This is a genomic window from Rhodococcus maanshanensis NBRC 100610 (assembly GCF_001894865.1).
GTDB lineage: Bacteria > Actinomycetota > Actinomycetes > Mycobacteriales > Mycobacteriaceae > Rhodococcus_G > Rhodococcus_G maanshanensis.
Map to the genome: position 1 here is coordinate 22,431 of NZ_BCXA01000051.1, position 26,049 is coordinate 48,479.

The 26,049-nt window shown below is 70.1% G+C and carries 24 protein-coding genes, 1 other RNA gene and 1 riboswitch; of the genes, 15 read left to right on the forward strand and 10 right to left on the reverse strand.

Annotated elements, in window-relative coordinates; translation table 11 throughout:
* Window positions 1–15 precede the first annotated feature (15 nt).
* Window positions 16–1,242 carry an FAD-dependent monooxygenase gene (locus RM1_RS22100; RefSeq protein WP_072753804.1) on the reverse strand — a complete coding sequence of 409 codons (1,227 nt, stop codon included), beginning with the start codon at window positions 1,240–1,242 and terminating at the stop codon, window positions 16–18.
* 124 nt (window positions 1,243–1,366) lie between these two features.
* Between RM1_RS22100 and RM1_RS22105 the strand changes: the two genes are divergently transcribed.
* The 4 genes from RM1_RS22105 (at window position 1,367) to RM1_RS22120 (ending at window position 5,705) form a co-directional block, all read left to right on the forward strand.
* Window positions 1,367–2,071 carry a TetR/AcrR family transcriptional regulator C-terminal domain-containing protein gene (locus RM1_RS22105; RefSeq protein WP_072753805.1) on the forward strand — a complete coding sequence of 235 codons (705 nt, stop codon included), beginning with the start codon at window positions 1,367–1,369 and terminating at the stop codon, window positions 2,069–2,071.
* Between the two features lie 88 nt (window positions 2,072–2,159).
* Window positions 2,160–2,897 carry a zinc ribbon domain-containing protein gene (locus RM1_RS22110; RefSeq protein WP_027500025.1) on the forward strand — a complete coding sequence of 246 codons (738 nt, stop codon included), beginning with the start codon at window positions 2,160–2,162 and terminating at the stop codon, window positions 2,895–2,897.
* Window positions 2,894–4,018, forward strand: coding sequence for a bifunctional RNase H/acid phosphatase (locus tag RM1_RS22115; protein ID WP_072753806.1), 1,125 nt, complete (start codon window positions 2,894–2,896; stop codon window positions 4,016–4,018). The genes RM1_RS22110 and RM1_RS22115 overlap by 4 nt, the downstream gene beginning before the upstream one ends.
* 292 nt (window positions 4,019–4,310) lie before the next feature.
* On the forward strand, window positions 4,311–5,705 hold the full coding sequence (locus tag RM1_RS22120; RefSeq protein ID WP_072753807.1) for a dicarboxylate/amino acid:cation symporter: 1,395 nt from the start codon (window positions 4,311–4,313) through the stop codon (window positions 5,703–5,705).
* A gap of 84 nt (window positions 5,706–5,789) precedes the next feature.
* Here the strand turns inward: RM1_RS22120 and RM1_RS27250 are convergent, their stop codons facing one another.
* On the reverse strand, window positions 5,790–6,305 hold the full coding sequence (locus RM1_RS27250; protein ID WP_439958210.1) for a MarR family winged helix-turn-helix transcriptional regulator: 516 nt from the start codon (window positions 6,303–6,305) through the stop codon (window positions 5,790–5,792).
* Between RM1_RS27250 and RM1_RS22130 the strand changes: the two genes are divergently transcribed.
* Complete coding sequence (locus RM1_RS22130; RefSeq protein WP_083576898.1) at window positions 6,192–6,665, forward strand: SDR family oxidoreductase; 474 nt, start codon at window positions 6,192–6,194, stop codon at window positions 6,663–6,665. The genes RM1_RS27250 and RM1_RS22130 overlap by 114 nt on opposite strands.
* A gap of 24 nt (window positions 6,666–6,689) precedes the next feature.
* Here RM1_RS22130 and RM1_RS22135 read toward each other — a convergent pair whose 3' ends face one another.
* Together RM1_RS22135 and RM1_RS22140 are read right to left on the reverse strand one after the other, a co-directional pair.
* Window positions 6,690–7,928, reverse strand: coding sequence for an SLC13 family permease (locus tag RM1_RS22135; protein ID WP_072753810.1), 1,239 nt, complete (start codon window positions 7,926–7,928; stop codon window positions 6,690–6,692).
* A 23-nt stretch (window positions 7,929–7,951) separates the two neighbouring features.
* Entirely contained in the window at window positions 7,952–8,476 is a 525-nt protein-coding gene (locus tag RM1_RS22140) for a DUF1697 domain-containing protein (protein ID WP_072753811.1), read from the reverse strand.
* 86 nt (window positions 8,477–8,562) lie between these two features.
* On the opposite strand from RM1_RS22140, the gene rnpB reads away from it, so the two are divergent.
* The 4 genes from rnpB to RM1_RS22160 all read left to right on the forward strand — a co-directional run bounded on the left by rnpB (window position 8,563) and on the right by RM1_RS22160 (window position 11,768).
* Window positions 8,563–8,978: RNase P RNA component class A (rnpB, locus tag RM1_RS22145), an RNA gene on the forward strand.
* A 46-nt stretch (window positions 8,979–9,024) separates the two neighbouring features.
* The gene (locus RM1_RS22150; RefSeq protein ID WP_072753812.1) at window positions 9,025–9,786 is read left to right on the forward strand and encodes a potassium channel family protein; all 762 of its coding nucleotides are present in this window, start codon (window positions 9,025–9,027) and stop codon (window positions 9,784–9,786) included.
* Between the two features lie 325 nt (window positions 9,787–10,111).
* On the forward strand, window positions 10,112–10,300 hold the full coding sequence (locus RM1_RS22155) for a hypothetical protein (protein ID WP_072753813.1): 189 nt from the start codon (window positions 10,112–10,114) through the stop codon (window positions 10,298–10,300).
* A gap of 46 nt (window positions 10,301–10,346) precedes the next feature.
* Complete coding sequence (locus RM1_RS22160; RefSeq protein WP_072753814.1) at window positions 10,347–11,768, forward strand: RNB domain-containing ribonuclease; 1,422 nt, start codon at window positions 10,347–10,349, stop codon at window positions 11,766–11,768.
* Here the strand turns inward: RM1_RS22160 and RM1_RS22165 are convergent.
* The 5 genes from RM1_RS22165 to RM1_RS22185 all read right to left on the reverse strand — a co-directional run bounded on the left by RM1_RS22165 (window position 11,743) and on the right by RM1_RS22185 (window position 16,108).
* Window positions 11,743–12,615, reverse strand: a complete 873-nt coding sequence (locus tag RM1_RS22165) for a CHAD domain-containing protein (RefSeq protein WP_072753815.1) — start codon at window positions 12,613–12,615, stop codon at window positions 11,743–11,745. The two genes, RM1_RS22160 and RM1_RS22165, sit on opposite strands and share 26 nt — an antisense overlap.
* Window positions 12,616–12,663: 48 nt before the next feature.
* The gene (gene pip, locus RM1_RS22170) at window positions 12,664–13,620 is read right to left on the reverse strand and encodes a prolyl aminopeptidase (protein WP_072753816.1); all 957 of its coding nucleotides are present in this window, start codon (window positions 13,618–13,620) and stop codon (window positions 12,664–12,666) included.
* Window positions 13,621–13,625: 5 nt separating this feature from the next.
* The gene (locus tag RM1_RS22175; protein ID WP_072753817.1) at window positions 13,626–14,066 is read right to left on the reverse strand and encodes a hypothetical protein; all 441 of its coding nucleotides are present in this window, start codon (window positions 14,064–14,066) and stop codon (window positions 13,626–13,628) included.
* Window positions 14,067–14,200: 134 nt separating this feature from the next.
* The gene (panB, locus tag RM1_RS22180; protein WP_072753818.1) at window positions 14,201–15,049 is read right to left on the reverse strand and encodes a 3-methyl-2-oxobutanoate hydroxymethyltransferase; all 849 of its coding nucleotides are present in this window, start codon (window positions 15,047–15,049) and stop codon (window positions 14,201–14,203) included.
* A 183-nt stretch (window positions 15,050–15,232) separates the two neighbouring features.
* Complete coding sequence (locus RM1_RS22185; protein WP_072753819.1) at window positions 15,233–16,108, reverse strand: type IV toxin-antitoxin system AbiEi family antitoxin domain-containing protein; 876 nt, start codon at window positions 16,106–16,108, stop codon at window positions 15,233–15,235.
* Between the two features lie 138 nt (window positions 16,109–16,246).
* Here RM1_RS22185 and RM1_RS22190 point away from each other — a divergent pair, with 138 nt between their 5' ends.
* The 3 genes from RM1_RS22190 to RM1_RS22200 are packed head-to-tail and all read left to right on the forward strand — an operon-like array spanning window position 16,247 to window position 22,238.
* Complete coding sequence (locus tag RM1_RS22190; protein WP_072753820.1) at window positions 16,247–17,821, forward strand: alpha/beta hydrolase; 1,575 nt, start codon at window positions 16,247–16,249, stop codon at window positions 17,819–17,821.
* A gap of 55 nt (window positions 17,822–17,876) precedes the next feature.
* A complete protein-coding gene (locus RM1_RS22195; protein WP_027500039.1) occupies window positions 17,877–19,217 on the forward strand; it encodes a glutamine synthetase family protein in 1,341 nt (446 codons plus the stop codon).
* A gap of 6 nt (window positions 19,218–19,223) precedes the next feature.
* A complete protein-coding gene (locus RM1_RS22200; protein ID WP_072753821.1) occupies window positions 19,224–22,238 on the forward strand; it encodes a bifunctional [glutamine synthetase] adenylyltransferase/[glutamine synthetase]-adenylyl-L-tyrosine phosphorylase in 3,015 nt (1,004 codons plus the stop codon).
* Window positions 22,239–22,247: 9 nt separating this feature from the next.
* Here the strand turns inward: RM1_RS22200 and RM1_RS22205 are convergent, their stop codons facing one another.
* Window positions 22,248–23,348: a serine hydrolase domain-containing protein gene (locus RM1_RS22205; RefSeq protein WP_072753834.1), complete on the reverse strand. Its 1,101-nt coding sequence runs from the start codon at window positions 23,346–23,348 to the stop codon at window positions 22,248–22,250.
* Window positions 23,349–23,507: 159 nt separating this feature from the next.
* Window positions 23,508–23,674: riboswitch (M-box (ykoK) riboswitch) on the forward strand.
* A gap of 250 nt (window positions 23,675–23,924) precedes the next feature.
* On the opposite strand from RM1_RS22205, the gene RM1_RS22210 reads away from it, so the two are divergent.
* From RM1_RS22210 to RM1_RS22220, 3 genes are all read left to right on the forward strand, one after another.
* Window positions 23,925–24,692, forward strand: coding sequence for an MgtC/SapB family protein (locus RM1_RS22210; protein ID WP_072753822.1), 768 nt, complete (start codon window positions 23,925–23,927; stop codon window positions 24,690–24,692).
* A 157-nt stretch (window positions 24,693–24,849) separates the two neighbouring features.
* Complete coding sequence (locus tag RM1_RS22215) at window positions 24,850–25,242, forward strand: hypothetical protein (RefSeq protein ID WP_072753823.1); 393 nt, start codon at window positions 24,850–24,852, stop codon at window positions 25,240–25,242.
* A 242-nt stretch (window positions 25,243–25,484) separates the two neighbouring features.
* Entirely contained in the window at window positions 25,485–26,015 is a 531-nt protein-coding gene (locus tag RM1_RS22220; protein WP_072753824.1) for a C40 family peptidase, read from the forward strand.
* Window positions 26,016–26,049 lie beyond the last annotated feature (34 nt).

Consider the following 26,049-nt stretch of genomic DNA (forward strand, 5'->3'; position numbering starts at 1 on the left):
AATCCCTACCGGCGGCTAGCTCGTCGCCCGCACCCGCTCGGGCACGCTCTCGTAGCGGCTGACGTCGATGGCGTTCGCCGCCCGGGTGGAGATCCAGGCCAGCAGCCCGCTCAGCGGGCCGAAGGTCAGCACCTTGTACATCCGGTTGCGCTGGCCGAGCTTCTTCGCGGTCGGCGGGGCGAGGAAGGGACCGGCGCCCTTGGCGACCTTCTGGCAGGCCGTCGCGTAGCCGCGGATCTGCTCCTCGTACCGCGCGAACGCGGCGCGGTGGTCGCCGTCCGCGGCGGCCAGCTCGGCGGCCAGCACGTAGGCGCTGATCAGCGACATGCCTGCACCCATCCCGCCGCAGGTGGCGCCGTAGCCGGCGTCGCCGATCAGGGCGATCCGGCCCTGGCTGTAGCGGTCCATCTCGACCACGCTGATCGAGTCGAAGTAGAAGCTCGTCGCGGACTCGAGCTCGCGCATCAGGGTCTGCGTCCGCCAGCCGACGCCGGCCATGACGTCGGCGAGTATCCGCTTCTGCTGGTCGATGTCGCGGTGGTCGTAGTCGATGGGGGCCGACTCGAACAGGCACATGACCTCGCACTCGTCGCCGCTCCTGGTGCCGTACGCCATCACGCCGACGCCCGGCTCGTTGTAGAGGACGGTGTCGTCGCCGAGGTCGATCGTGTTGGGCGCGTTGAAGATAGCGACGTAGTAGCCGGACTGGGTGAGGAACCGGGACTCGTCACCGAAGGTCAGCTTGCGGACGTTGGAGTGCAGGCCGTCGGCGCCGATCACCAGGTCGAAGGTGCGCGGTGCGCCGTGTTCGAAGGTGACGTGCACGCCCTCGTCGGTGTCGGTCAGTCCGGTGATCGAGTCGCCGAAGACGTACTCGGTGTAGGCCTCGGTCTTGTCGAACAGGAGCTGGGCGAGGTCGCCGCGCTGGATCTCGACGTCGCCGCCGGTGAACTCGGGGGGCAGGCTGGCGAGCGTCCGGCCGTCGGCGTCGATGACGTTCAGCCGGCCGCCGGGCGTGCGGAGTTCGCGGATCTCGTCGAGCAGGCCCATCCGGGTCAGCATCTGCAGGTGTGCCGCGCCACGGAAGTCGACAGCCTGGCCGCCCTCGCGCAGTCCCGGTGCGCGCTCGACGACGGTGGCGGAGAAACCGAATCGGTGCAGCCAGAACGCCAGGGCTGGGCCGGCCAGGCCGGCCCCGGAGATGAGGACGTTGCCGCTGCGTGCCGTTGTCGACTCGATCATGGGTGCCTCCATATAGTAAGTGTGAATCGCATTCACTGTGAATGCCGTTCACGATTGAGTGTAGGTTATACACAGTTTCGATTTGCGGTCAATCGCGGGCCGCGGCGACAACGGAGGAGAGCAGATGACCAGGGCATTCGAGCTGCTGTGGCGAGACGAGGAACCCGCGCGCCGGGGACGGCGCCCGAGCCTGAGCGTCCGGGAGGTGGTCGCGGCCGCCGTCGCCATCGCCGATGCGGGTGGGCTCGATGCGGTGTCGCTGCAGCGAGTGGCCGCCGAGTTCGGGTTCACCACGACATCGCTGTACCGCTACGTCCCGGACAAGGCGACGCTGCTCACGCTGATGCTGGACGAGGCGATCGGTCCGCCGCCCGACCTCGGCGACATCGAGGACGGCTGGCGGCCGCGGTTGGAGGCGTGGGCGCGCGAGCTCCACCGCCTGTTCGTGCGGCGCCCCTGGGTGCTCGCGTCGACCGGTGACGAGGGGGTGATGGGTCCGAATCAGCTCGGCTGGATGGACTCCGCGCTGCGCGCGTTCGCCGAGACCGGGTTGGCGCACCGCGATGTCCACCAACTGTTCCTGCTGCTCCTCGGGCATGTGCGAGGCGTCGCCGGTCAGGCGTCGTTGCCCGAGGCGACGGCCGAGCTGTGGCGCGGGGAGTGGCTCGGTTCGGTCTCGTCGATCGTCGATCGGCGCCGGGACGACTATCCCGCGCTGATCGACGCCATCGACGGCGGCGCATTCGAGCCGGGGGACGGGGACGGGCTCGAGCTCGGGCTGCGATGCGTCCTCGACGGAATCGAGGTATTCGTCGCGCGGGCGCGGTGACCCTGCGCAGCTGTACTGTCGGCGGCCCGCAGAGCGGTACGGTAGCGGGGCCAATATCCCCACTCAGCACAAGCAGGAGCCCGCCCGCGTGAACGTCGAACCCCGGATTCAGGCCAAGTTGCTCGACCTCGCCGCGGTGGATACCGAGCTGGCCAGGATCGCGCACCGCCGCCGGACGCTGCCCGAGCAGGAAGAGGTGCAGCGCCTCGAGTCCGACCGCGTGGCGCGCAAGGACGCCGCGGTCGCGGTGGAGATCGTCCTCGACGACCTGGATCGGGACATCAAGAAGCTCGAGGGTGAGGTGGACGCCGTCCGTCAGCGCGAGGAGCGCGACAGGAAGCTGCTCCAGAGCGGCACCGTCGGGGCCAAGCAGCTCACCGAGCTGGAGCACGAGCTCGGCAGCCTCGAGCGCAGGCAGTCGATCCTCGAGGACGAGCTGCTCGAGGTGATGGAGCGCCGCGAGGCCTCCCAGTCCGACTACGAGCACGCGGGCGCGCAGCTGAGCCAGATCGACGACGCCCTGATCGACGCCTCCCGTCGCCGCGACGACGCCGCCGCCGACCTCGACGCGGCCGAGCAGCGGTGCGTCGCCGATCGGGCCGCGCTCGAGCCGGAGTTCCCGGCCGACCTGCTCGCCATCTACGACCGTCAGCGGTCGGCAGGCGGCCCCGGTGCCGCGCTGCTGCAGGCCCGCCGGTGTGGCGCCTGCCGGATCGAGATCGACCGCGGCGAGATCTCCCGCATCGCGAAGGCCGACCCCGAGACGCTGATCCGCTGCCCCGAGTGCAACGCGATCATGGTGCGTACCAAGGAATCCGGGCTGTGACCCAGTCCGGGAGCTCCGGGCCCGGACATGTTTTCGTCGAGGCCGACGGCGGGTCGCGCGGGAACCCGGGGCCTGCCGGCTACGGCGCGGTCGTGTTCGACTCCGACCACGACCGGGTGCTGGCCGAACGGGGCGAATCCATCGGTATCGCGACCAACAACGTCGCCGAGTACCGGGGGCTGATCGCCGGGCTGACCGCGGCCGCCGAGCTCGGCGCCCGTTCGGTGTCGGTGCGGATGGACTCGAAGCTGGTCGTCGAGCAGATGTCCGGGCGCTGGCAGGTCAAGCACCCGGACATGAAGCCGCTCGCCAGGCAGGCGGGCGAGCTGGCCGCCGGTTTCGACCGGGTGGACTACACCTGGATCCCCCGGGCCGAGAACTCGCACGCCGACGGGCTCGCGAACGAGGCCATGGACGGCCGGCCGACGAACCTGACGGCCCCCGCCTCCGCGGCGGAAACCGAGAAGCAGGCGCCCGCCCCGGTGTCGCCGGGATGGACGGGCGCGCTCGGCAAGCCGACCAGGATGCTGCTGCTGCGCCACGGGCAGACCGCGCTGTCGGTCGAGCGCCGCTACTCCGGCCGCGGCAATCCCGAGCTGACCGACCTCGGTCTGACGCAGGCCCGCGCGGCCGCGAAGCGGATCGGCGAGCGCGGCGGCATCACGGCGGTCCTGACGTCGCCGCTGGGACGCGCGCGACAGACCGCCGAGGCGGTGGCCGCCGAGCTCGCCCTGCCGGTCCGGGTCCACGAGGGTCTGATCGAGACGGATTTCGGTGACTGGGAGGGACTGACCTTCGGGGAGGCGTCAGCGCGCGACCCGGAGCTGCACCGTCGGTGGATCTCCGACACCTCCGTCCGGCCGCCCGGCGGCGAGAGCTTCGACGAGGTGCGAGCGCGCATCGAGCGGGTGCGCGACGAGCTGGTGGCCGAGTTCCCCGGCGCGAACCTGCTGCTGGTCTCGCACGTCACGCCCATCAAGACCCTGCTGCAGATGGCATTGGACGTCGGGCCGTCCCTGCTCTACCGGCTGCATCTGGACCTGGCCTCGCTGTCCATCGCGGAGTTCTACCCCGACGGCGGCGCCTCGGTGCGCCTGGCCAACGACACCTCGCACCTGTAGTGCGGCTGCGCCGCCCGTGAGTGATCTGTACCCCAATCGGGGTACAAATCGCGCACGGGCGCGTGGCGCGTTTCTTAGCGGGGGTAACATGCTCCGGGTGAACTCGCTGCTGACCAGTCGACGGTATGTCGACAACTGTCTGCAGGCGAGCGCTGTCTGTACGCGCTGACCCATCCGCTTGTGTCACCCGGTCGACGTTTGTCCCGGGTCTGGCCCCCGTCAGCACTCCTCGCGCACCCACGCTGGAACGAGCGTGCCTTCAGCTGCGCACCCTTCACGAAAGGTCCGTCACATGTCGGCCCCCACCCTCACCCGCACCAGGCGTCTGCCCGGTTGGGCAACCTCCTTCGGACCGCAGATCGTCGCCGGCCTGATCGCAGGCGTCCTCATCGGCCTGCTGGCCCGTTCGATGCCCAAGGCGGACGGCGGCAGCGCGAACTGGCTGACCGGCACGGTCACCACCATCGGCTCGAGTTACGTCGCGCTGCTGACCGTCGCGGTGATCCCGCTGGTCTTCACGGCGATCGTCAGCTCCATCGCCAATCTCCGCCAGGTGGCCAACGCCGCCCGTCTCGCCGTCCAGACCCTGCTGTGGTTCGCGATCACCGCGTTCATCGCGGTGCTCATCGGCATCGCGGTCGGGCTGATCACCCAGCCCGGCTCGAACACCTCGGTCAATCCCGACGATGCCGGGGTGCCGAAGGGCTCCGGCTCCTGGTGGGCGTTCGTCACCGGCCTGGTGCCGCAGAACTTCCTCGCGCTCGGTGCGAAGACGACGGTCACCGACGCGGGCGCCGCGACCACCTCGCTGAGCTTCAACGTCCTGCAGTTGCTGGTCATCGCGATCGCGGTCGGGATCGCGGCGCTCAAGGTGGGGAAGAAGGCCGAGCCGTTCCTGGCGCTGAACGCCTCGCTCCTCGCGATCGTGCAGAAGGTGCTCTGGTGGATCATCCGGCTCGCCCCGATCGGGACCGCCGCGCTGATCGCGAAGGCCGTGGCCACCTACGGGTGGGACGCGATCGGTCAGCTGGGTGTGTTCACGTTGGCCGTCTACATCGGCCTGGCCATCGTCTTCTTCGTCGTGTACCCGATTCTCGTTCGCGTGCACGGACTCTCGGTCAAGCAGTTCTTCTCGGGCGTGTGGCCTGCCACCCAGCTCGGGTTCGTGTCCCGGTCCTCGATCGGCACCCTGCCGCTGACCGAGCGGGTCACCGAGCGCAACCTCGGCGTGCCGCGCGAGTACGCGTCGTTCGCGGTGCCGCTCGGCGCGACCACCAAGATGGACGGCTGCGCCGCCATCTACCCGGCCATCGCCGCGATCTTCGTGGCCCAGTTCTACGGCGTCGACCTGAGCCTGACGGACTACCTGCTGATCGTCGTGGTCTCGGTGATCGGTTCGGCCGCCACCGCGGGCACCACCGGTGCCACCGTGATGCTCACGCTGACCCTGTCCACCCTTGGTCTGCCGCTTGCCGGCGTCGGACTGTTGCTGGCCGTCGAGCCGATCGTCGACATGGGCCGCACCGCGCTCAACGTCACCGGGCAGGCGCTGGTCCCGACCATCGTCGCCAAGCGGGAGGGGATCCTCGACGAGGAGCTCTACAACGCGCCCCGCAACGGTGATCCGTTCGCCGAAGAGGACCCCGATCTGCCGCCGTCCGCGGAGAAGGTCCCCGCGACCGTCTGACCGGACCCACCGGATCGCATCTGAGCGAAGCGCCCCGTCTCCCTGGTGTGGAGGCGGGGCGCTTCGTGATCTCGGGGGACCGTGTCAGGACGCGTCCGGGCCCGCGAGGCGTTCCGCCTGTGCCCGCCCGACGGCCCCCGCCCGCTCGAGGCAGTCCGCGATGACCGCCAGCTCCTCGTCGCGGTAGGTCTCCAGCACCGCGCCGAAGGCCTTCCCCGGCACGTCCCATGCCGCGCCGATCCGCGCCCTGGCCTCGGGGGCGAGCGTGACCAGTGACTTCCTCCGGTCCTGCGGATCGGCGTGGCGTTCCACGAGTCCTGCCTTGGCCATGCGGTCGACAAGGCGGGTCGCCGATCCCGAGCCAGCCCGGTCAGCCTGGCGATCTCGCCGGTGCTCACCGGCCCCGGCTCGACATCGAGCAGCGCGACGCACTGCAGGTCGGTGGGGTGCAGGCCGAGGTGATCTCTCTACGCCGCGGCTCAACAGATCGATGCCTTCATCGCCGCGGCGACGGCGGCGGGTGTCGAGCACATCGTGCTGCTGTCCTCGTCGTCCGTCCTCGCGCCGGATGCCGCAGCCGACATCATGGCCAGGTCTCACCTCGACGTCGAGAACGCCCTGCTGGCGTCGCCGATCCGCGCGACGCTGCTCCGCCCCGGCGCGTTCGCGGGCAATGCGCAGTCCTGGGCGTGGCCCATCAGGTCCGGCAGTCCGGTGAGCCTGCCGTACCCCGGCGCCCACAACGACCCGATCCACGAGGCGGACGTCGCCGAGGCCGCGCTGGCCGTGCTCACCGATCCCGGCCTCGCGGGTCGCGCGTACACCCTCTCCGGTGCCGAATCCGTCACCTTCGCCGCCCAGATCGATGTCCTCGAAGACGTCATCGGCAGGCCCATCGCCGTCAACCACGTCACCCGTGACGCCTGGAAGGCCGAGATGGCCGAGTTCGCCGCCTGCTGACCCGACGCGAGTCCTTCGTCAGTGTCAGAGCGCCAGCCACAGCGCGGCGACGGCGCCGACGATGGTCGGGGGAGTGCTGATCAGGCCGAGCATCGTGAAGGTGTTCAGCGAAGGCGGCTGACCACAGCGGGTCCCGACCCGGCGCCACAGCAGCGTCGCCAGGGACCCGGTGTAGGTGAGGTTCGGCCCGAGGTTCACCCCGATCAGCATCGCCAGCAGCAGTCCGGTCGGTGCGCCCGGCCCCAGGGCGCCGATCATCAGGAGTGTGGCCGGCAGGTTGTTGACCAGGTTCGCGGCGATCGCGGCGATGGACGCTGTCACCAGCAGTGCGGTGAACGATTCCGAATGCGGCAGCAGTCCGCCCACCCAATCGCCGACCTCCCCGGTGGTCAGGGGAGCGACCAGGATCCCAAGCGCGAGGACGAACACTGCGAAGTAGGGATCCGCCGCGGCGAGCATCGACCGTGGCCTGGTGCGCCCCTCCTTCAGAGCGGGCAGCCCGAGGAGGGCAACGCCCGCGACCGCGATCCACACCGGGGCCACCCCGATGATTCCGGACAGCGCGAAGCCGAGCAGGGTCAGGCCGAGGACCGTCAGCGCCCAGCGCGGCGGCGGCGCGAGCCGGCCCGGCGTCGAGGGCGGGGCCGGTTGGGGCGGCGCGGCGAGGTCGCGCGCGAAGAAGAGCCGGAACACCACGAACTCCACGGCGATCGCGACGAACCACGGCAGGGCCATCAGGGAGGCGAAGTGGAGGAAGCCGAGGCCCGTCGCCGAGAAGGCCAGCAGGTTCGTCAGGTTCGAGACCGGTAACAGCGTCGACGCCGAGTTGGCCAGGTGCGCCGCGGCGTAGTTCACCGGGCGCGGCGAGACGCCCATCCTGGTCGCGGTCGCCAGGATCGCGGGCGTCAACAGCACCACCGTGGCATCCAGGCTCAGCACCGCGGTGGTAATCGCGCAGGCGGCGAACGCCAGTCCCAGCAGCCGCTTCGGGCGACCTCGGCTGCCGCGCCGCAGGACCGACGCGGTCCAGGTGAACACGCCGTTCGCGTCCGCGAGGTGGGCGAGCACGAGGATCGCGGCGAGGAACGCCACGGTCGGCCCGAGCGCACGCACCTCCTCGAGGGCCTCTGTCGGGGTCACCGCCCCGAGGCCGACCACGATCAGGGCGGCAGGAGCGGCGACGGCGACTTCGGGTAGTCCGTGCGGTCGGATGATCGCGGCGGCCAGCACCAGGGCGACGAGGGCGCCGACCAGCCAGACCATTCGGTGAGTACCTCAGCCGACCGTCACAGCAGCTTGCGCAGGGTGCGCAGGTTCCGGTTGGTCGTCGTCGACTTGTACTTGGCCTTGGCGCTGAGCTTTCCGAACGGGCTCTGCAGGGTCTGGCCGCGTTCGACGTGCCAGTACAGGACGCCGTCGCCGAGTGCGACGGACTCGTCGCCGAGCGCGAGAGACTGTGCGGCGGCGAACATGTCGTCCAGCGACGCCGGGTCGGAGGACAGCAGAACGTACGGGTGCCACCCGTCCCGGTCGGCCTCGAACGGGAACGACTCGACGATCGCGGCCAGCGTCGGATGATCCACCAGCACGATCCAGGCGTCGTAGCCGAACCTCTCCCGCAGACAGGCCTCGATATCGGACTTGATCGCCTGCCGGTCGGTGCGGTCGGAGTCGAAAAGCACGTTGCCCGAGGCCAATACGGTCTTGACGCCGTCGAATCCGAGTCCGGAGATCGCGTCCTTGAGGTCCGCCATCTTGATGTTGATCCCGCCGACGTTGACGCCCCGGAGCAACGCGATGTATCTGGCCATGGCTAGACCGTAGACAGTCGACGCCGGTCAAACAAGCGTTCGAGTGTCAGAGCCGAGCGCGGCAGGCAGTAGTCTGTAGCGGCGGACGAGTTGGTCGGGCGGCCGCGGCTCGGGGAACCGTGCGCTCGCGCGCGCAGGCCCAGGGCCGAGGAAAGTCCGGACTCCACAGAGCAGGGCGGTTGCTAACGGCAACCCGGGGTGACCCGCGGGACAGTGCCACAGAAAACAGACCGCCGGCGCGTGAGCGTCGGTGAGGGTGAAACGGTGCGGTAAGAGCGCACCAGCACCCCAGGTGACTGGGGTGGCTAGGTAAACCCCGCCCGGAGCAAGGTCGAAGGCCGCACCTTCTCGAAGGTGCGGCTGCGCAGGTGTTCGAGGGCTGCTCGCCCGAGCCTGCGGGTGGACCGCTCGAGGTACCCGGCAACGGTGTGCCCAGATGGATGGTCGCCACCCGGCGCCTCGGCGCCGGGGACAGGATCCGGCTTACAGACCAACTCGTCCGCCCACTTACCGAGAAGGTGCGGGTCGGGAGTCGATACTCTCTGCCGATGACACTGCTCAAGTCGTCGAGGGACGCCTTCCTCACTGTCGCCTCGCTCGTCTTCCTCGGGGCCTACGCACTCCCGATCCTGGTGGTGGGACTTCCGCAGGGAATGCGGCTCCTCTGCGACGTCACGATGATCGTCACGTGGGTCGCCTTCGCGCTCGACTACGGCGACCGACTCGTGCGGGCACGCGAGAAGTGGGACTTCATCAGGGCCAACCTCTTCGAACTGGTGGCACTGCTGCTCCCGGTGCTCCGTCCGCTGCGCCTGGTGGTGGTGTTGGCCGCACTCAGCCGCAGCATGGCCGGATCGTTCCGGGGCAGGGTCGGCGCATACGTGGTCGGCGGGGCCGGGCTGCTCGTGTTCTGCGCCGCCCTCGCGGTCCTCGACGCCGAACGTGCCAATCCGGACGCGAACATCACCGGGTTCGGGGACGCGCTCTGGTGGGGGGTGACGACGGTGACCACCGTCGGCTACGGGGATCGGTACCCGACCACTGCGGAGGGCCGCCTGATCGCGTTCGGGCTGATGCTCGGCGGCGTCGCGCTGCTCGGCGTCGTGACCGCGTCCCTGGCGTCCTGGTTCGTCGAACGGGTCGCCGCGGCCCAGGAGGACGGGACGAAGCACGCCACCGACGAGATCCACCGGCTCACCGCGGAGGTCGCCGACCTGAACCGGAGGCTCGCAGAGCAGGCGGGGATGCGCGGGCAGACCCCGGTGGCCGACGGATACAGCTATGCCCCCACCGAATCGGCGGGGGCATAGCCGGTGAAGCCGGACCTAGACCGGGTTGACGACCAGGGTGGTCGCCCAGTGAGTGGCGGCTTCGGCTCCGAGATGCGGGAGGAGGGCATCGTAGAGCAGGTAAGACATGGGGGCCATGCGGGTGATTCTCCATTTCATACGGGTTGAGGCGGAGCAGCGCGGAATCTCTCGAGTCCTGGATACGGGTGCGGTGGATGTGACACGCCGTACCCTGCCGCGCGTAAGAGTCTCATGCTTGCGTGCAGTCCTCAAGCGAACGGGCCGAAAAGATTTCGAGTCTTCGGTTCGGATGGTGAGGGTCGCGGGAACCGGGCACACTGAAGACATGAGCGAGGACGAAGAGCACCTCTGGTACTACTGCGTGTCGGACGGTTCGGTGCGTCAGGGCAAGGACGCCCGCGGGCTCGACCGGATGGGCCCCTATCCCGATCGCCAGACCGCCGAGCGTGCGTTGGAGATCGCCGCGGAGCGCAACAAGGCCGCGGACAAGGCCGAGGACGACTGGAACAACTGACGGTCGGCCGCGTGGTCGCCGCGAGCCATTACTCTCGGCAGTTGTGATGACGCGTATCTCAGCCCGCGGGATCGACTTCGGTGCCATCCGGACCGACTTCTCGCTGACCGCCGATTTTCCCCCGAGGGCCGTCGCGGAGGCGGAGTCCGCGGTCGACCGGTTCGCGGCCGAGCGCGCGGACCGCACCGACCTGGCGCTGGTCACCATCGACCCGCCGACGTCCATGGACCTCGACCAGGCCCTGCACCTCGAGCGCACGCCAACCGGGTTCGTCCTGCACTACGCGATCGCTGACGTCGGGGCCGTCGTGGTCCCCGGCGGCGGCCTGGATGCGGAGGTCCGGCGGCGCGGGCAGACCTTCTACCTGCCTGACGGGTCGCTGCCGCTGCACCCGCGGGTGATGTCCGAGGGTGCCGTCAGCCTGCTGCCCGATCTGGTGCGGCCTGCCGCCCTCTGGCGAATCGAGCTCGACGAGCGGGCGGAGCCGGTCTCCGTCGAGGTCACGCGCGCCCTGGTGCGATCGGTCGCACGGTTCGATTACGCGGGGGTGCAGGCGGATTCGGAGTCCGGATCGTTGCATCCCTCGATCGCGGCGCTGCCCGAGTTCGGCAAGCTGCGACTCGCATCCGCGATCGACCGCGGCGCGATCGAGCTCAAGCTGCCCGAGCAGGAGGTGGTCGGCGACGGCGACGGCTGGCGGCTCGAGCTGCAGCCACGCACCGAGGCCGACGACTGGAACGCGGAGGTGTCGCTGCTGACCGGGATGTGCGCGGCACAGCTGATGATCGACGCGGGCATCGGACTGCTGCGCACGCTGCCTGCCCCGGCGGCTGGCGCGGTCGCGGCCCTGCGCAAGGCCGCGAGCGCACTCGGCATGGACTGGCCGACGCAGGTCCCGGTCGGCGAGTTCCTCGCGGGGCTGGAGCCGAACACGCCAGCGACGCTGGTGATGATGACCGAGGCGACCTCCCTGCTACGGGGAGCGGGCTATGCCGCGTTCGACGGCGAGGTCCCCGAGCTGGTCACACATTCCGGGATCGGCGCCCCGTACGCCCACGTCACCGCTCCGCTGCGGCGCCTCTCGGACCGGTTCAGCACCGAGGTGTGCCTGGCGGTCTGCGCGGGAACGCCGGTGCCGCAATGGGTTCGCGAGGCGCTGCCCTCCCTGTCGGATCTGATGAGGGGCTCGGACACGTTGGCCAACAAGGTCGACCGTGCCTGTGTGGACCTCACCGAGGCCACCCTGCTCGCCGGCCGCGAGGGGGAGGTGTTCGAGGCGGTGGTGCTGCGCGGGGTTGACGGCAAGCGCGAGGCCGAGGTCTTCGCGCCGCAGGCGACGGTCATCGGCAAGTGCCTCGGCGATCCGCCGGAGGGCGAGGCGGTGTCGGTCCGCCTGGTTCAGGCCGACGTGGCCGAGCGGACGGTGAAGTTCGGCTACCCGGCTACAGCTTCCGGCTCGCAGACCTGATCTTGCGCACCAGCTTTCGCGACCGCGGCACGGCGACTCGAACCCGGTCGGCCTCGACGGCTGTCAGCACGCCGTAGGTGAAGGTGTCCTCGCCCGCGCCGCGGGCCAGGTCGGCCGCGGCCAGCAGCCGGGACCGTGCGACCACGGAATCGTGGTGATCGCCGAGCACGGTCTGCAGCTTCTTCGCCGCCTTGCCTGCCCGCACGGGCGAGGGACGGGTGGATGCGGCGGCCTCCGCGGCGTACCGGAGCGCCTTGGCGCGCTTGCGGACCGTGTGCAGGCGCTCCGGCGTCGGTTCGCCGGTGCCTCCCGCGGTGAGTCCGGCCTTCCTCGCCGCCTTGCGCACCCTGCGACGGGCGTGGTGCAGCCCGGACCGGACCGCGTCGTGCCGCTGCGGGGCCGCCGCGAGCAGGGCGTCCAGCGCGGCGAGGAGCGCCTCGTAGCGCGGGCCGTCGAGCGTGGCGACCGCCTCGGTGTGCGCGTCGCGGTAGGCGAGCTCGTTGGTCTCGATCAGGCGGTGGCGGACGGGCCCGCGGATCAGTTCGGGAGGCTGCGCGTCGAGGAGCTCGCGAAACCGCTCGGCCATCACCTCGGCGTCCCTGGCGTTGCCGAGAACCGTACCCAGCCATCGGAGTTCGGCCCGCACGCCGTCGGTGTCACCGTCCGGGAACAGCGACCGGTAGCTGCCGAGCGCGCTGCGCAGGCGCCGCGCCGACACCCGCATCTGGTGCACGGAGTCGAACTCGTCGCGGCGCACCCCGTCGGCGTGCGCATCCAGTTCGTCGGCGTGCTCGCGCAGCGCCGCCAGCACGACCGTGGTTCCGTCCGATGTGCGCCCCTTGCCCATACCTCAGGTCTACCCGCCCGCGTCCGTCGCTGTCGAGAGTTGCGCGCGTCAGCCGCGAAAGGTGTCGGTCGCCTCGACCAGGTGATGGGTGATCCCCGGCTCGTTGGCGGCGTGCCCGGCGTCGTCGACGATCACCAGTCGGGCCGACGGCCAGGCCCGGTGCAGGGCCCACGCGCTGGTCGTCGGGCACACCACGTCGTACCGGCCCTGCACGATCACCGCCGGGATCGTCTCGAGCGCGGCGATGTCCCGGAGCAACTGGCCTTCCGCGAGGAATCCGTGATTGCGGAAGTAGTGGTTCTCGATCCGCGCGAACGCCAGGGCGAAGCGCGGCTCTGCGCTCTCCTCGACACGCGCGGGCCTCGGCAGCAGCGAACTGGTGGCGCCCTCCCAGGTGGACCAGGCGACGGCGGCAGCAAGCGCGACGTCGGCGTCGGGGGAGTGCAGCAGGCGGTGGTACGCCTCGACGAGGTCGCCGCCGCGCTCGGCCTCGGGCACCGGGGCGAGGAAGCCCTCCCACAGGTCGGGGTAGATCGCGCTCGCGCCGCCGTTGTAGTACCAGTCGATCTCGCTGCGGCGCAGCAGGAACACCCCGCGCAGCACGAGCTCGGTGACCCGGTCCGGGTTGGCCTGCGCGTACGCCAATGCGAGCGTCGAACCCCAGGAACCGCCGAAGACCTGCCAGCGCTGCACCCCGAGATGGGTGCGCAGGGCCTCGATGTCGGCGATGAGGTGCTGTGTGGTGTTCACCGACAGGTCCGCGCCGTCGGCGACGTGCGGGGTCGAACGCCCGCAGCCGCGCTGATCGAACAGCACGATCCGGTAGGCGTCGGGGTCGAAGAACCGGCGGTGGTCCGCGGTGGTGCCGCCGCCGGGCCCGCCGTGCAGGAACACGACGGGCTTGCCGTCGGGATTGCCGCTGACCTCCCAGTAGATGCGCTGCCCGTCGCCGACGTCGAGGTGCCCGGCGCGGTGCGGCTCGATCTCGGGGTACAGGTCCCGCATCGGTGTCAGAACCCGATCAGGCCCGATGCCAGGTCCGGGATCCGCAGCGATTCGATCGCCTCGGCGCGCACATCCGGGCACTGCGCCTGGGTGATCGCGTCGATCCGCGCCTTGTTGCCCATCAGCTCGATGACGTTGAGGCCGTTCTGGGCGGCCCAGGTGCCGACGACCGTGTTCAGCCCGCCCTTGCCGATGGTCGGGGTGTAGGTGCGCCAGCTCTGCAGCTGTGCCTGCATGTCCGAGCACAGCTGGGCGGCCTGCGCCTCGGTGACGCCGCCTGCGACGACGCCGCCCGGCGCCGGGGCGGCGGAGGTGCCGGGCAGGGTGCCCGTGCCGCCGCTCGGCGCGGGGGCGGGTGCAGGGGCGTTCTCGGTGGCGCAGCCGCTCGCGAGAGCAACGACAGCAGCGGCTCCGGCGACGGCGGCCGCGAGACGACGATGGAACATGTAGGCACCCTGTCTTTCGGTGAAGTGTGTGGCGCGCGCGGGATACCGCGCGCGCCGTTGTCATCGAGTGTGCCATCGCGCGACGACAACCCGCCCCGCGAGAGGGCGGATCGTCGTCGCGCGTGGAGCAGGCGTCAGAAGCTGTGTTCCTCGGCGGGGAAGGTGCCGGACCGGACCTCGGCGGCGTAGGCGGCCGCCGCGCCGCGCAGGTCGTCGCCGACGGCGGCGAACTTCTTGACGAACTTGGCGGTCTTGCCGCTGGTGTACCCGGCCATGTCCTGCCAGACCAGCACCTGGGCATCGCACTCGGAGCCAGCGCCGATGCCGACGGTCGGGATCGTCAGCTTCCTGGTGACCTGCCCGGCGATTTCGGCGGGCACCATCTCCATGACCACGGAGAACGCGCCGGCCTCCTGCACGGCGATGGCGTCGGCGACGAGCTGCTCGGCGCCGTCGCCGCGGCCCTGCACGCGGAAGCCGCCGAGGCTGTTCACGGACTGCGGGGTGAACCCGATGTGCGCCATCACCGGGATTCCCGCCGCGGTGATCGCGGCGATCTGCGGGGCGACGCGCTCGCCGCCCTCGAGCTTGACCGCGTGTGCCTGGCCCTCCTTCATGAACCGGGTGGCGGTGGCCAGTGCCTGCTCGGGGGAGGACTCGTAGCTGCCGAACGGCAGGTCGGCGACGACGAGGGCGTTCGGGGCGCCGCGGACCACGCCGCGGACCAGGGGGATCAGCTCGTCGATGGTGATCGGCACCGTCGTGTCGTAGCCGTACACGACGTTGGCGGCGGAGTCGCCGACCAGGAGTACCGGGATGCCGGCCTCCTCGAAGAGCCGCGCGGTCGAGTAGTCGTACGCGGTGAGCATCGCCCAGCGCTCACCCTCGGCCTTCATGGCCTGCAGGTGATGGGTGCGGATCTTGGTTCGCTTGGCGGCCGGCTGAGCGGGCGCGGAACCGTAGGGCGCAGTGTTATCGGACATCAGTGTCCCTTTCGTGCCTCGAGGCCCAGTGCGGGTCCCCGGGTTGTGGGTGATGACGTAGCTCAGTCTGCCACCGGCCGATCACCCCGAGAACAGGCGGTGACGTGCAATTGGTCACACCGGCCGTGGTCGATTGTGGGAAGGATCGGCCCCGCATTCCGGGGCCGATCCTTCCCGCATTGGTTACGAGCGGCTGCCGAGTGCCGAGACGATCTGCTGCAGGACGGAATCCGGGTCGTGTCGAAGCTGGTGCCAGGTGAAGCGCAGCACGTGCCAGCCGGCGTTGACCAGGATGTTCTGTCGCCGGGCATCGTTGTTGAACCGGGCCACGTCGCGGTGCCAGGCCCACCCGTCCACTTCGATCGCAACGCGGCTGCGTACGAACGCCACATCGATCTCGTAGCCACAGCTGGTGACGTGGGTACTCCAGCCGGTCAGTTCCGAGCCCCGCAGCAACCGCAGCAGCATTCGCTCGGCTTCCGACGCGCCGCCCTCGCCTGCCGAGCGGAGCAGCCGGGTGGCCGCGGCGGTGCCGAACCGTCCGCTGTTTCGCTCGTGCACTGCCTCCAGGATCGCGAGGGTCGTGTGCCGTTGCAGCGCTCGGTCCATCAATGCCGATCCGTCCCGGAGCTCGACGGCGGCCTCCAGGACGGTCAGCGGGAGCTCGGTGATGCGCAGGCCGCGAACTGTGCCGATATCGCTCCAGTGCAGGTCGCGCCGCCGGATGCGGATCCGATCCCGGTTCTTGACGGCGCGGGCGCGGGGGATCGTGACCAGGTCGTCGGCGGGAGGTCGGTCGGTGAGACCGAGCCACCAGGCCGCGCTGGTTCCGCTCGCCACGGCGTCCGGTCCGGCGGCGAACACCGACGCGCGCAACCGCGCCGCCCGAGTGAGCTGCCGGTCGGACCGTAGGTAGACGCCCCGGTACAGACGACGCCACTGACCGGTGCTGACCCGGCGGTCGACGGCTGTCGTGCTCATGCCCGCCGACCGCGCCTGCCCCAGGGTGATGACGCCGTCCTGGTTTGCCATCACGGCGTGCACGGCGATCGGAGTCATGTCGTCTTGGACGTCGGCCGGACCGCCTCGCGTTCCAACCGACGCGCAGTTCGGCAGGATCGGCCCCGGAATGCGGGGTCGATCCTGCCGAAAGAGCGCGGACCGGCCCGTTTCGGGGCCCGTGGCACCATCGATGGCATGCCGATATCGCGCCGAGTCCCTGTCGCCCTGGCCGTGGGAGCGCTCGTCGCAGCCATGGCCGCCGGATGCGGGAGCGTGGTCGACGGGGCCGCCAAGGGTGAGCCCGCAGGCGGGGCTGCGGGCGACTTCGGTCCCGGTGCGGGCACGGTGCCCGCGGGCTTGGAGGCGTTCTACACGCAGACCCCGCAGTGGGAGTCCTGTGAGCGCTACAGCACCGACGGGATGCCGCTGTCCAGCAGGATCGAGTGCGCCGAGATCACCGTGCCGGTGGACTACGCGGACCCGTCGGGCGACACCGCCAAGATCGCGATCTCCCGGAGCCAGGCGACCGGCTCGAAGATCGGTTCCGTGCTGGTCAACCCAGGCGGTCCCGGCGCCTCCGGCTTGTCGATGGCGACCGAGGGCTCGGGCACCGCGTTGGGCGAACGGTTCGACGTGATCGGGTTCGACCCGCGCGGGATCGGTGCGTCGACACCGCAGGTGCGCTGCCTGACGCCCGCAGAGAACGACGAGAAGCGCGCGGATCCCGGCGTGGACATGAGCCCGGAGGGGATCGCCAGGACCGAGGCGAAGAACGCCGACTACGCGCGCAAGTGCGCCGAGCGGACCGGCGCCGAGTTCCTCGAGCACGTCGGCACCCGCGAGGTGGTTCGGGACATGGACGTGATCCGGTCGGTGCTCGGCGACGAGAAGCTCAGCTATCTCGGGTACTCCTACGGCACCCGGCTCGGCTCGAGCTACGCCGAGACGTTCCCCGCGAACGTGCGCGCGATGGTGCTCGACGGTGCGCTCGACCCGAACCAGGATCCGGTCGAGGAGGTGGTGCTGCAGGCGGCCGGCTTCCAGACGGCGTTCGACGCGTTCGCGGCGGACTGCGCGGCGTCGGACGACTGCCCGCTCGGCACCGACCCGGCCCGGTTCACCGCGAGGTTCCAGGAGCTGGTCGATCCGCTGGTGGACAAGCCGGCGGACACCACCGATCCAAGGGGCCTCGGCTACCGGGACGCGATCACCGGGGTCCAGCAGGCGCTGTACTCGCAGAACCTGTGGGGGGCGCTGCGCGGAGGGCTCAGCTCGCTGGCCGACGGCCACGGCGACACCCTCCTGCAGCTGGCCGACACGTACGAGGGTCGCCAGGCGGACGGCAGTTACAGCAACATCGATGACGTGTTCAACGCGGTTCGGTGCGTCGACGACCCGCCGGTCACCGATCGGGCCGAGGCCGGCGCGGCGGACACCGAGTTCCGGCGGGCCGCCCCGTTCCTCGACGACGGCCGCGGCACGGGCAATGCCCCGCTGGACACCTGCGCCTTCTGGCCGGTGCCCAGCTCGGGGGCCCCGCACACGATCGATGCGCCGGGCCTGCCGCCCCTCGTCGTGATCTCGACGACCGAGGATCCCGCCACGCCGTACCAGGCCGGAGTGGAGCTGGCCAAGCAGCTCGGGGCCTCGCTGATCACGTACCGGGGGACCCAGCACACCGTCGCGATGAGCGGCGTCTCCTGCGTCGACGACCCCGTCGTCGAGTACCTCACCGAGCTGACCGAACCCCAGCCCGACCTCACGTGTTAGTAACCGATTTCACGATGTAACACAGATTTAACGGACTTTGCCTACTCTCGCGGACATGGATCGCCAAAAGGAATTCGTGCTCCGCACCCTCGAAGAGCGCGACATCCGTTTTGTCCGACTGTGGTTCACCGATGTGCTCGGCTACCTGAAGTCGGTGGCGATCGCCCCGGCCGAGCTCGAGGGTGCCTTCAGCGAGGGCATCGGGTTCGACGGCTCGGCCATCGAGGGCTTCTCGCGGGTCTCGGAGGCGGACACCGTCGCCAAGCCGGATCCGTCGACGTTCCAGATCCTGCCGTGGGCGCACAAGGACGGCGCCCAGCACTCGGCGCGCATGTTCTGCGACATCGCGATGCCGGACGGGACCCCGTCGTGGGCCGACCCCCGCCACGTGCTGCGCCGACAGCTGAGCAAGGCGAGCGACCTCGGGTTCAGCTGCTACGTGCACCCCGAGATCGAGTTCTTCCTGCTCGAGAACGGCCCCGTCGACGGCACCCCGCCGGTGCCCGCGGACAGCGGCGGCTACTTCGACCAGGCCGTGCACGACTCGGCGCCGAACTTCCGCAGGCACGCCATCGACGCGCTCGAGTCGATGGGCATCTCGGTCGAGTTCAGCCATCACGAGGCCGCGCCAGGGCAGCAGGAGATCGACCTGCGTTACGCCGACGCACTGTCGATGGCCGACAACGTGATGACCTTCCGCTACATCGTGAAGGAGGTCGCGATCAACGAGGGCGTTCGCGCGACCTTCATGCCCAAGCCGTTCAGCGATCAGGCCGGGTCGGCCATGCACACCCACATGAGCCTGTTCGAGGGCGAGAACAACGCCTTCCACAACCCGGATGACCCGATGCAGCTCTCGGACACCGGCAAGGCGTTCATCGCGGGCATCCTCGAGCACGCCAACGAGATCAGCGCGGTGACCAACCAGTGGGTGAACTCCTACAAGCGGCTGATCCACGGCGGCGAGGCCCCGACCGCCGCGTCCTGGGGACCGTCGAACCGCTCGGCCCTGATCCGGGTGCCGATGTACACGCCGAACAAGGCGTCGTCGCGCCGCGTCGAGATCCGCAGCCCAGACTCGGCCTGCAACCCGTATCTCACCTTCGCGGTGCTGCTCGCCGCCGGACTCCGTGGCATCGAGAAGGGCTACGAGCTGCCGCCCGAGGCCGAGGACGACGTCTGGTCGCTGACCTCGGCGGAGCGCAGGGCGATGGGCTACAAGGAGCTGCCGAGCAGCCTCGACACCGCGCTGCGCGAGATGGAGCGCTCGGAGCTGGTGGCCGAGGCCCTCGGCGAGCACGTGTTCGATTTCTTCCTGCGCAACAAGCGGCGCGAGTGGGAGGAGTATCGCAGCCAGGTGACCCCGTTCGAGATCAAGACCTACCTGGGTCTGTAAGCGCAGATGGTCAAGCCGCCTACCGCCCGTTCCACCATCCCCAGCGTCGGCCGTCTCGGCCTCGTCGAGCCGACCGCGGGGGACGAGCTCGCCCACCTCGACTGGGCCAACCCGGAGAGCCTGGAGCTGCTCTGGGCGCTCTCGCGCGCCGCGAATGCCGACCTGGCACTGCGCACCCTGGTCCGTGTGAAGGACGGTCTCGGTGACGGGTGGGCCGAGCTCGATGCCGAACTCCGCACCGATACGGCCTTGCGGGGCAAACTGTTCGGGTTGATCGGTGCATCCAGCGCGTTCGGTGACCACCTCGTCGCCGACCCGTCCGGGTGGAAGCTGCTGGCGGGGGAGTCCCAGCTGCCGAGCCGAGACGAGCTCACCGACGAGCTGCTGGCCAGCGTGCAGGCCACCCCCGACGGCAGCGCGTCCGAGACCAACCTGGTGTACCGGGCGGGGATCACCGGACCCGCCGCGATCGCCGCGCTGCGCAAGACCTACCGCGACCAGCTGATGGTGCTGGCGGCCGCCGACCTGGCGGCCACCGTCGAGAACGAGCCCGTCTTGCCGTACCAGACGGTCGGGCGACAGCTCTCCGACATGGCCGACGCCGCGCTCACGGGGGCGCTCGCTGTCGCGGTCGCGGAGATCTATCCCGACGGGCCGTGTCCGGCCCGGCTCGCCGTGATCGCGATGGGCAAATGCGGTGCGCGCGAACTGAACTACGTCAGCGATGTCGACGTGGTGTTCGTCGCGGAGCCCTCGGATGCGTCCACCAGCCGGCTCGCGGGCGAGCTGATGCGGGTGGGTTCGGCCGCCTTCTTCGAGGTCGACGCGGCGTTGCGGCCCGAGGGCAAGCGCGGCGAGCTGGTGCGTACCCTCGACTCGCACATCGCGTACTACAAGCGCTGGGCCAAGACCTGGGAGTTCCAGGCGCTGCTCAAGGCGCGACCGGCGACCGGCGACCTCGGCCTCGGCGAACGCTACGTCGACGCGCTGAACCCGATGGTGTGGACGGCCTCGGAGCGCGAGGATTTCGTCGTCGACCTGCAGGCCATGCGCCGTCGGGTCGAGGAGATGGTGCCGCCGGAGCTGCGCGAGCGGGAGATCAAGCTCGGCCGTGGCAGTCTGCGCGACGTCGAGTTCGCGGTGCAGTTGTTGCAGCTGGTGCACGGGCGCGCGGACGAGTCGCTGCACGTGAAGAGCACCGTCGACGCGCTGACCGCCCTCGCGGCCGGCGGCTATGTCGGGCGCGACGACGCCGCGAATCTCGCTGCGTCGTACGAGTTCCTGCGCTTGATCGAGCACCGGCTGCAGTTGCAGAAGCTCAAGCGAACCCACACGCTGCCGCCCGCGCACGACGAGGAGGCGCTGCGCTGGCTCGCCCGCGCCGCGCACATGCGTCCGGACGGCCAGCGGGACGCGCTCGGCGTGCTCAATGCCGAGGTCAAGCGCAACGCGCACCGGATCCGTCGCCTGCACGCCAAGCTCTTCTACCGCCCGCTGCTGGAATCGGTTGCCCGGCTGGACAAGGACGCGATCCGGTTGAGCCCGGACGCGGCGACGCGTCAGCTCGCGGCGCTCGGCTACACCGCGCCCGAGAACGCCCTCGGTCACCTGAAGGCGTTGACCGGCGGCGCATCGCGCAAGGGGCGGATCCAGGCCCTGCTGCTGCCGACGCTGCTCGAATGGCTCAGCGACACCCCGGATCCCGACGCCGGACTACTCGCCTACCGCAGGCTGTCCGAGGCCATGCTGGAGCAGGACTGGTTCCTTCGGGTCCTGCGTGACGAGGGCGCGGTGGCCCAGCGCCTGATGATCGTGCTCGGGTCGTCCGCGTACATCCCGGACCTGCTGATCAAGGCCCCGGACGTGCTGCGGCTGTTCGCCGATGGGCCGGCGGGCCCCCGGCTGCTCGACATCGACCCGGACGAGGTCGCCCGCGGGATCCTGTCTTCCTCTGCGCGCTATGACGACCCGGCGCGTGCTGTCGGTGCCGCCCGCTCGCTGCGCAGGCACGAGCTGGCGCGGGTGGCGTCGGCCGACGTGCTGGGAATGCTCGACGTCCCGCAGGTGTGTCGCGCCCTGTCCTCGGTGTGGGCGGCCGTGCTCGGTGCCGCGCTCGACGCGGTGATCCGGGCCAGCGAGGCCGAACTGGGCGGACCGGCACCCGCGTCGTTCGCGGTGATCGGGATGGGCAGGCTCGGCGGCGGGGAGCTCGGTTACGGCTCGGACGCGGACGTGCTGTTCGTCTGCGAGCCCAGGCCGGGCGAGGACGAGGTCCGGGCGGTCAAGTGGGCCAACAGCATCGCGGATCGGGTGCAGAAGCTGCTCGGCGCGCCGAGCACGGACCCGCCGCTCGAGGTGGACACCGGCCTGCGCCCGGAGGGCCGCAACGGTCCGCTGGTGCGGACGCTGGCGTCGTACGAGGCGTACTACCGACAGTGGGCGCAGGCCTGGGAGATCCAGGCGCTGCTGCGCGCGCACACCGCCGCGGGCGACCCGGATCTCGCACTGCGGTTCCTGCACATGATCGACCAGACCCGGTACCCGGAGGGCGGGGTCTCCGAACAGGCGGTCCGCGAGATCCGGCGGATCAAGGCCAGGGTCGACTCCGAGCGGTTGCCGCGCGGCGCCGACCCGGCCACCCACACCAAGCTCGGACGCGGCGGGCTCGCCGACGTGGAGTGGACGGTCCAGCTGATCCAGCTCCGGCACGCCCACGATGTGCCCGCCCTGCACAACACCTCGACCCTGCAGACGCTGGATGCGATCGGCGCCGCGGAACTGATGAGCGAGACGGACATCGAGCTGTTGCGCGAGGCCTGGCTCACGGCGACCAAGGCCCGCAACGCCCTGGTCCTGGTGCGCGGCAAACCAACCGATCAGCTGCCGGGACCTGGCCGGGTTCTGTCCGCGGTCGCGGCGGTCGCCGGCTGGGACTCCGGCGACGCCGGGGAGTTCCTGGACAACTACCTGCGCGTCACGCGCCGGGCGAAGGCCGTGGTGGAGCACACCTTCGGCGCCTGACCGCGGATCTCACGGGCAGAGCGCGTGCGAGAGCAGGGCCTCGCTGTCGGTCTGCCGGGTCGGGATCTGGGTGAGGGTGATGGTCACCGCCCTGCCCTCGGTGCTCGCGCCGGACAGGGTGTAGTAGCCGGGGATTCCCCCGGTGTGGCCGACGTACCTGACCCCGCAGGGCAGGTCGCTGGATCCGACGCCGAGGCCGTACCCCATGCCCCCGGCCTCGTCGGCGGCCGGTTGCGCCTTCGTCATCTCGTCCAGTTGTGCACGGGGAACCACCTTTCCGTCCAGCAGGGCCAGCCAGAACCTGTTGAGGTCGCGGCCGGTGGAGACCAGGGCACCCGCGGACCATGGCACCGAGGGCTCGATCATCGAGACGTCGGCGACGACGCCGTCGACGTCCTGGTATCCGGACGGGTGCGGGCCCCGGATCGCGCGCTCGCCCGGGCCGGGAAGGTAGGTGTCCTCGAGGCCGAGGGGCCCGAGGATGCGGGTGGTGAGCTCGTCGGTGTAGCTGTGCCGGGTCACCGCCTCGATCAGCATGCCGAGCACGATGTAGTTGGTGTTGGTGTAGAGGAAGCGGGAACCCGGTGGGAACTGCGCCGGTTTGGCCATCGCGATCGCCACCGCCTGTGCCGGGGTGATCGTGCGGTTCTCGGTCGCGGCGACCAGTTCGTCCGCCCCTGGCTCGCCCGCGAACTCGGGCAGCCCGCTGCGATGCTGCATGAGCTGCCGGACCGTGATCGCCGTGCCGTCCCCGCCCGCACCCGCGATCAGGCCGGGCAGGTAGCTCTCGATGGCGCGGTCGAGATCGATCTTTCCCTCCGCCACCAGCTGCATGATGACCGCGGACGTGAAGGTCTTGGTGATGCTGCCCACTCGGACGCGGCTGTCGTCGGCGATCTCGGCGCCCGTCGTGCGATCGCCGACACCGCTCGTCAGGACCGTGGTGGTGCTGCCCGCGCTCACGGTCGTCACGGCGCCAACGACCCCCGCGCTCGTCAGCCCGTCGAGGTCGGTCTGCAGGGTGCGGGTGCGCTCGAAATCCGCACAGCCACTGAGCAGTAGGGCGATCGCGGCGATGGCGGCGGTGATCGCCGGCTTCTGTGGTCGCATGGCGATGACCGTACGGACGGGGCCGATCGGTGTCATCGGGGTTACCCCCGATCTGTGCCCTGATCTTCGGTCGGGGATGGGCCGCGGCGACCTGACGGGCCCCGGCGTCGGCGGCGTTCGTGGGTTGCCCCGCCCGGACATCGCACCTACGGTGGAAACGCAGCACCTCGTTAGGCGAGGCTCCTGCACGAACACAGGCCACTGATCTGACGACGTCGAGAGACGCCCAAGATCAGGACAGATCTCCCCGGCTTAAGGGGTGATCCCAAGTGGCTTCCCTCCGGGATACGTCGTGCAGTGTCAAAGCCCTTACGTGGAGGTGTCATGTCGACGGAATCCCGACCGGACGATGGTGGATTCGGCCTCGTGTGCTCGCAGGTTCCACCGCGGCGGTGTCCATCCGCTCGCGGCAGCCCGACGCACGAGGAGGTGACCACCGTGGATGACCCGCCCAGTCGAGTTTTGACGCAACGCATTTCGGCCGACGGTGGTCGCTGAGGCGACTGGTCTCGCCCACCGCGGTCCTTCCCTTCACGACCCTTGCGCCGATTCGGTACAGGGGACTAGGAGTTGAAAATGGATACGACGGTGATCATCCTGCGCGTCGTGCTCGGCCTCACGCTGGGCGCGGCGGTCGGGATCGAGCGACAGTGGCGGTCCCGGCTGGCCGGGCTACGGACCAACGCCCTGGTCAGCCTCGGGGCGACGCTCTTCGTGATTCTCGGTGCCTACAGCTTCGACGGTCCGGGAGCCGACCCGACTCGTGTTGCCGCACAGATCGTTTCGGGTATCGGTTTCCTCGGGGCCGGCGTGATCATGAAGCAGGGCGCCTCGATCACGGGGCTGAACACGGCGGCGACGCTGTGGGCGACCGCAGCGATCGGCGCGCTGGCAGGCGGTGGGATGTACTGGGCGGCGGTGATCGGCACCGTGGCCATCATGGCGGCGAACACCCTGCTGCGCCCGCTCGGCCGGTTGATGGACCACCAGCCGGCCACCAAGGGGCGCGAGATGCCCGCGGCCGAGTACGTCTTCGAGGTGACGTGCCGCGATGACGCCGAGGCCCACGTGCGCGGGCTCGCCGTGCAGGCGGTCTCCCGCCCGGAGTTCCGGCTGCGATCCGTGCGCTCGTTCGATCTGCCCGAGACCGGCGAGGTGACGGTGCTGGCGGAGCTGACGGCCGACGAACGGGACGACCGACTGCTCGAGAGCGCGGTCAGCAGGCTCAGCATGGAGCCGCTGGTGACGCACGTGCGCTGGACGGTGGAGACCGACTCTCGCTGCGCTCGGCCCGCCGCCGAGTGTGCACCTGCCGTCACCCGCTCTCGGCCGACGTCACGGTAGGTGCACACTCGGCGAAACGCCGCTGGAACTCGGACGACCGTCCATGAATGGGTGCCTGGCGGAGCCCGGAATTTTGCGGCGTTTCGCTCACCCGTCGCCGCGACCGGAAGTTACAGTCAGTCCCGACTCGTCCTTCGTCGTCAAGGTGGGGATCGACATGAAACTGATGACCCGAACGTCAGTATCGGCACTGTTCGCCGCGGCGGTGCTAGCGGCAGGAGCGGGAACCGCATACGCAGGCCCGATCGCCCAGGAGGACGGCCCGCCGCGACCGGTGATCCCGGGGGTGCACCTGGTCGACCAGAAACAGGCGGCGCTGGAGAACATGCTCAACGAGCTCAATCTCGGTTGGGCCAACGGCGGCGCGGCAGGAACCGCGATCGGCGCGGCCATCGGGCTCGGCGTCGGATGCCTCTCGATGTTCCCCGGCAGCCTCGCCGGATGCATGATCGGGTTGCCGACCGGTGCCGTGACCGGCGCGCTCATCGGAATCGGCAATGGAAACCCCAAGGCGCAGAAGGCGATCGAGGATTACATCAACACCCCATAGCGGGGTGTCGCGCTCGCGCCTGGATTCGGTGCGAGCGCGTGGGCGCACATCAACCGGGGAGTCGGTACGGATCCCGAGCGGGTAACAGACAAATCGCCCCAAGTACCCAAATGTCACGAAACGGGTACCCGTCCGGGTAGTTCTCCCGATGTCTCGATTGGGTAACGAAGGAACTCTGGGTTCCGCCAGTCGACCGAGCCACACGAGGCATCGGTCAGCGGACCACCCGGAGGACCCCTCGTATGAGCAAGCACCGCCTGCAGAAGAACAACCGACTGACCCGTGGAATGCTGCTGGGGGCGATCACCGCGGGAGCGGTGCTGATCCCCGTCGCCCCCGCGATGGCACAGCCACTGAGCATCCCCGGTCTCGGGAACATCGAGGTCCCCGGCCTGCCGCCTGCCGGCGCGATCTCTCCAAATGCGGTGGTCAGCCACGGGCAGCGCGCACTGGACGCGGCGCAGACCAAGATCGGCGCGCCCTACGTGTGGGGCGCGACCGGCCCCGACTCCTTCGACTGCTCGGGTCTGGTCCAGTGGGCGTACCGGCAGGCCGGCGTGTCCGTCCCGCGGACGACCTATGACCAGATCAACGGCGGAACGCCGGTCGGCAAGGGTGACCTGCAGCCGGGCGACGTCGTGCTGTTCTACGGCACCGAGCATGTCGGCCTGTACGCAGGCGGCGGGATGGTCGTGCACGCGCCGACGCCCGGCCAGTCGGTCAAGCGGGCGCCCCTCGACTCGATGCCCTTCACCGCGGCCCGGCGGTACTGACCCCCTCAGGACAACGGCGCCCCGACCAGAACTG

What these genes read in the sequence shown, in the direction of transcription:
- RM1_RS22100 (WP_072753804.1), bottom strand. Translation starts at nt 1,242, where the DNA reads ATGATCGAGTCGACAACGGCACGCAGCGGCAACGTCCTCATCTCCGGG.
- RM1_RS22105 (WP_072753805.1), top strand. Translation starts at nt 1,367, where the DNA reads ATGACCAGGGCATTCGAGCTGCTGTGGCGAGACGAGGAACCCGCGCGC.
- RM1_RS22120 (WP_072753807.1), top strand. Translation starts at nt 4,311, where the DNA reads ATGTCGGCCCCCACCCTCACCCGCACCAGGCGTCTGCCCGGTTGGGCA.
- RM1_RS22135 (WP_072753810.1), bottom strand. Translation starts at nt 7,928, where the DNA reads ATGGTCTGGCTGGTCGGCGCCCTCGTCGCCCTGGTGCTGGCCGCCGCG.
- RM1_RS22140 (WP_072753811.1), bottom strand. Translation starts at nt 8,476, where the DNA reads ATGGCCAGATACATCGCGTTGCTCCGGGGCGTCAACGTCGGCGGGATC.
- RM1_RS22150 (WP_072753812.1), top strand. Translation starts at nt 9,025, where the DNA reads ATGACACTGCTCAAGTCGTCGAGGGACGCCTTCCTCACTGTCGCCTCG.
- RM1_RS22155 (WP_072753813.1), top strand. Translation starts at nt 10,112, where the DNA reads ATGAGCGAGGACGAAGAGCACCTCTGGTACTACTGCGTGTCGGACGGT.
- RM1_RS22160 (WP_072753814.1), top strand. Translation starts at nt 10,347, where the DNA reads ATGACGCGTATCTCAGCCCGCGGGATCGACTTCGGTGCCATCCGGACC.
- RM1_RS22165 (WP_072753815.1), bottom strand. Translation starts at nt 12,615, where the DNA reads ATGGGCAAGGGGCGCACATCGGACGGAACCACGGTCGTGCTGGCGGCG.
- pip (WP_072753816.1), bottom strand. Translation starts at nt 13,620, where the DNA reads ATGCGGGACCTGTACCCCGAGATCGAGCCGCACCGCGCCGGGCACCTC.
- RM1_RS22175 (WP_072753817.1), bottom strand. Translation starts at nt 14,066, where the DNA reads ATGTTCCATCGTCGTCTCGCGGCCGCCGTCGCCGGAGCCGCTGCTGTC.
- panB (WP_072753818.1), bottom strand. Translation starts at nt 15,049, where the DNA reads ATGTCCGATAACACTGCGCCCTACGGTTCCGCGCCCGCTCAGCCGGCC.
- RM1_RS22185 (WP_072753819.1), bottom strand. Translation starts at nt 16,108, where the DNA reads ATGACTCCGATCGCCGTGCACGCCGTGATGGCAAACCAGGACGGCGTC.
- RM1_RS22190 (WP_072753820.1), top strand. Translation starts at nt 16,247, where the DNA reads ATGCCGATATCGCGCCGAGTCCCTGTCGCCCTGGCCGTGGGAGCGCTC.
- RM1_RS22195 (WP_027500039.1), top strand. Translation starts at nt 17,877, where the DNA reads ATGGATCGCCAAAAGGAATTCGTGCTCCGCACCCTCGAAGAGCGCGAC.
- RM1_RS22200 (WP_072753821.1), top strand. Translation starts at nt 19,224, where the DNA reads ATGGTCAAGCCGCCTACCGCCCGTTCCACCATCCCCAGCGTCGGCCGT.
- RM1_RS22205 (WP_072753834.1), bottom strand. Translation starts at nt 23,348, where the DNA reads ATGCGACCACAGAAGCCGGCGATCACCGCCGCCATCGCCGCGATCGCC.
- RM1_RS22210 (WP_072753822.1), top strand. Translation starts at nt 23,925, where the DNA reads ATGGATACGACGGTGATCATCCTGCGCGTCGTGCTCGGCCTCACGCTG.
- RM1_RS22215 (WP_072753823.1), top strand. Translation starts at nt 24,850, where the DNA reads ATGAAACTGATGACCCGAACGTCAGTATCGGCACTGTTCGCCGCGGCG.
- RM1_RS22220 (WP_072753824.1), top strand. Translation starts at nt 25,485, where the DNA reads ATGAGCAAGCACCGCCTGCAGAAGAACAACCGACTGACCCGTGGAATG.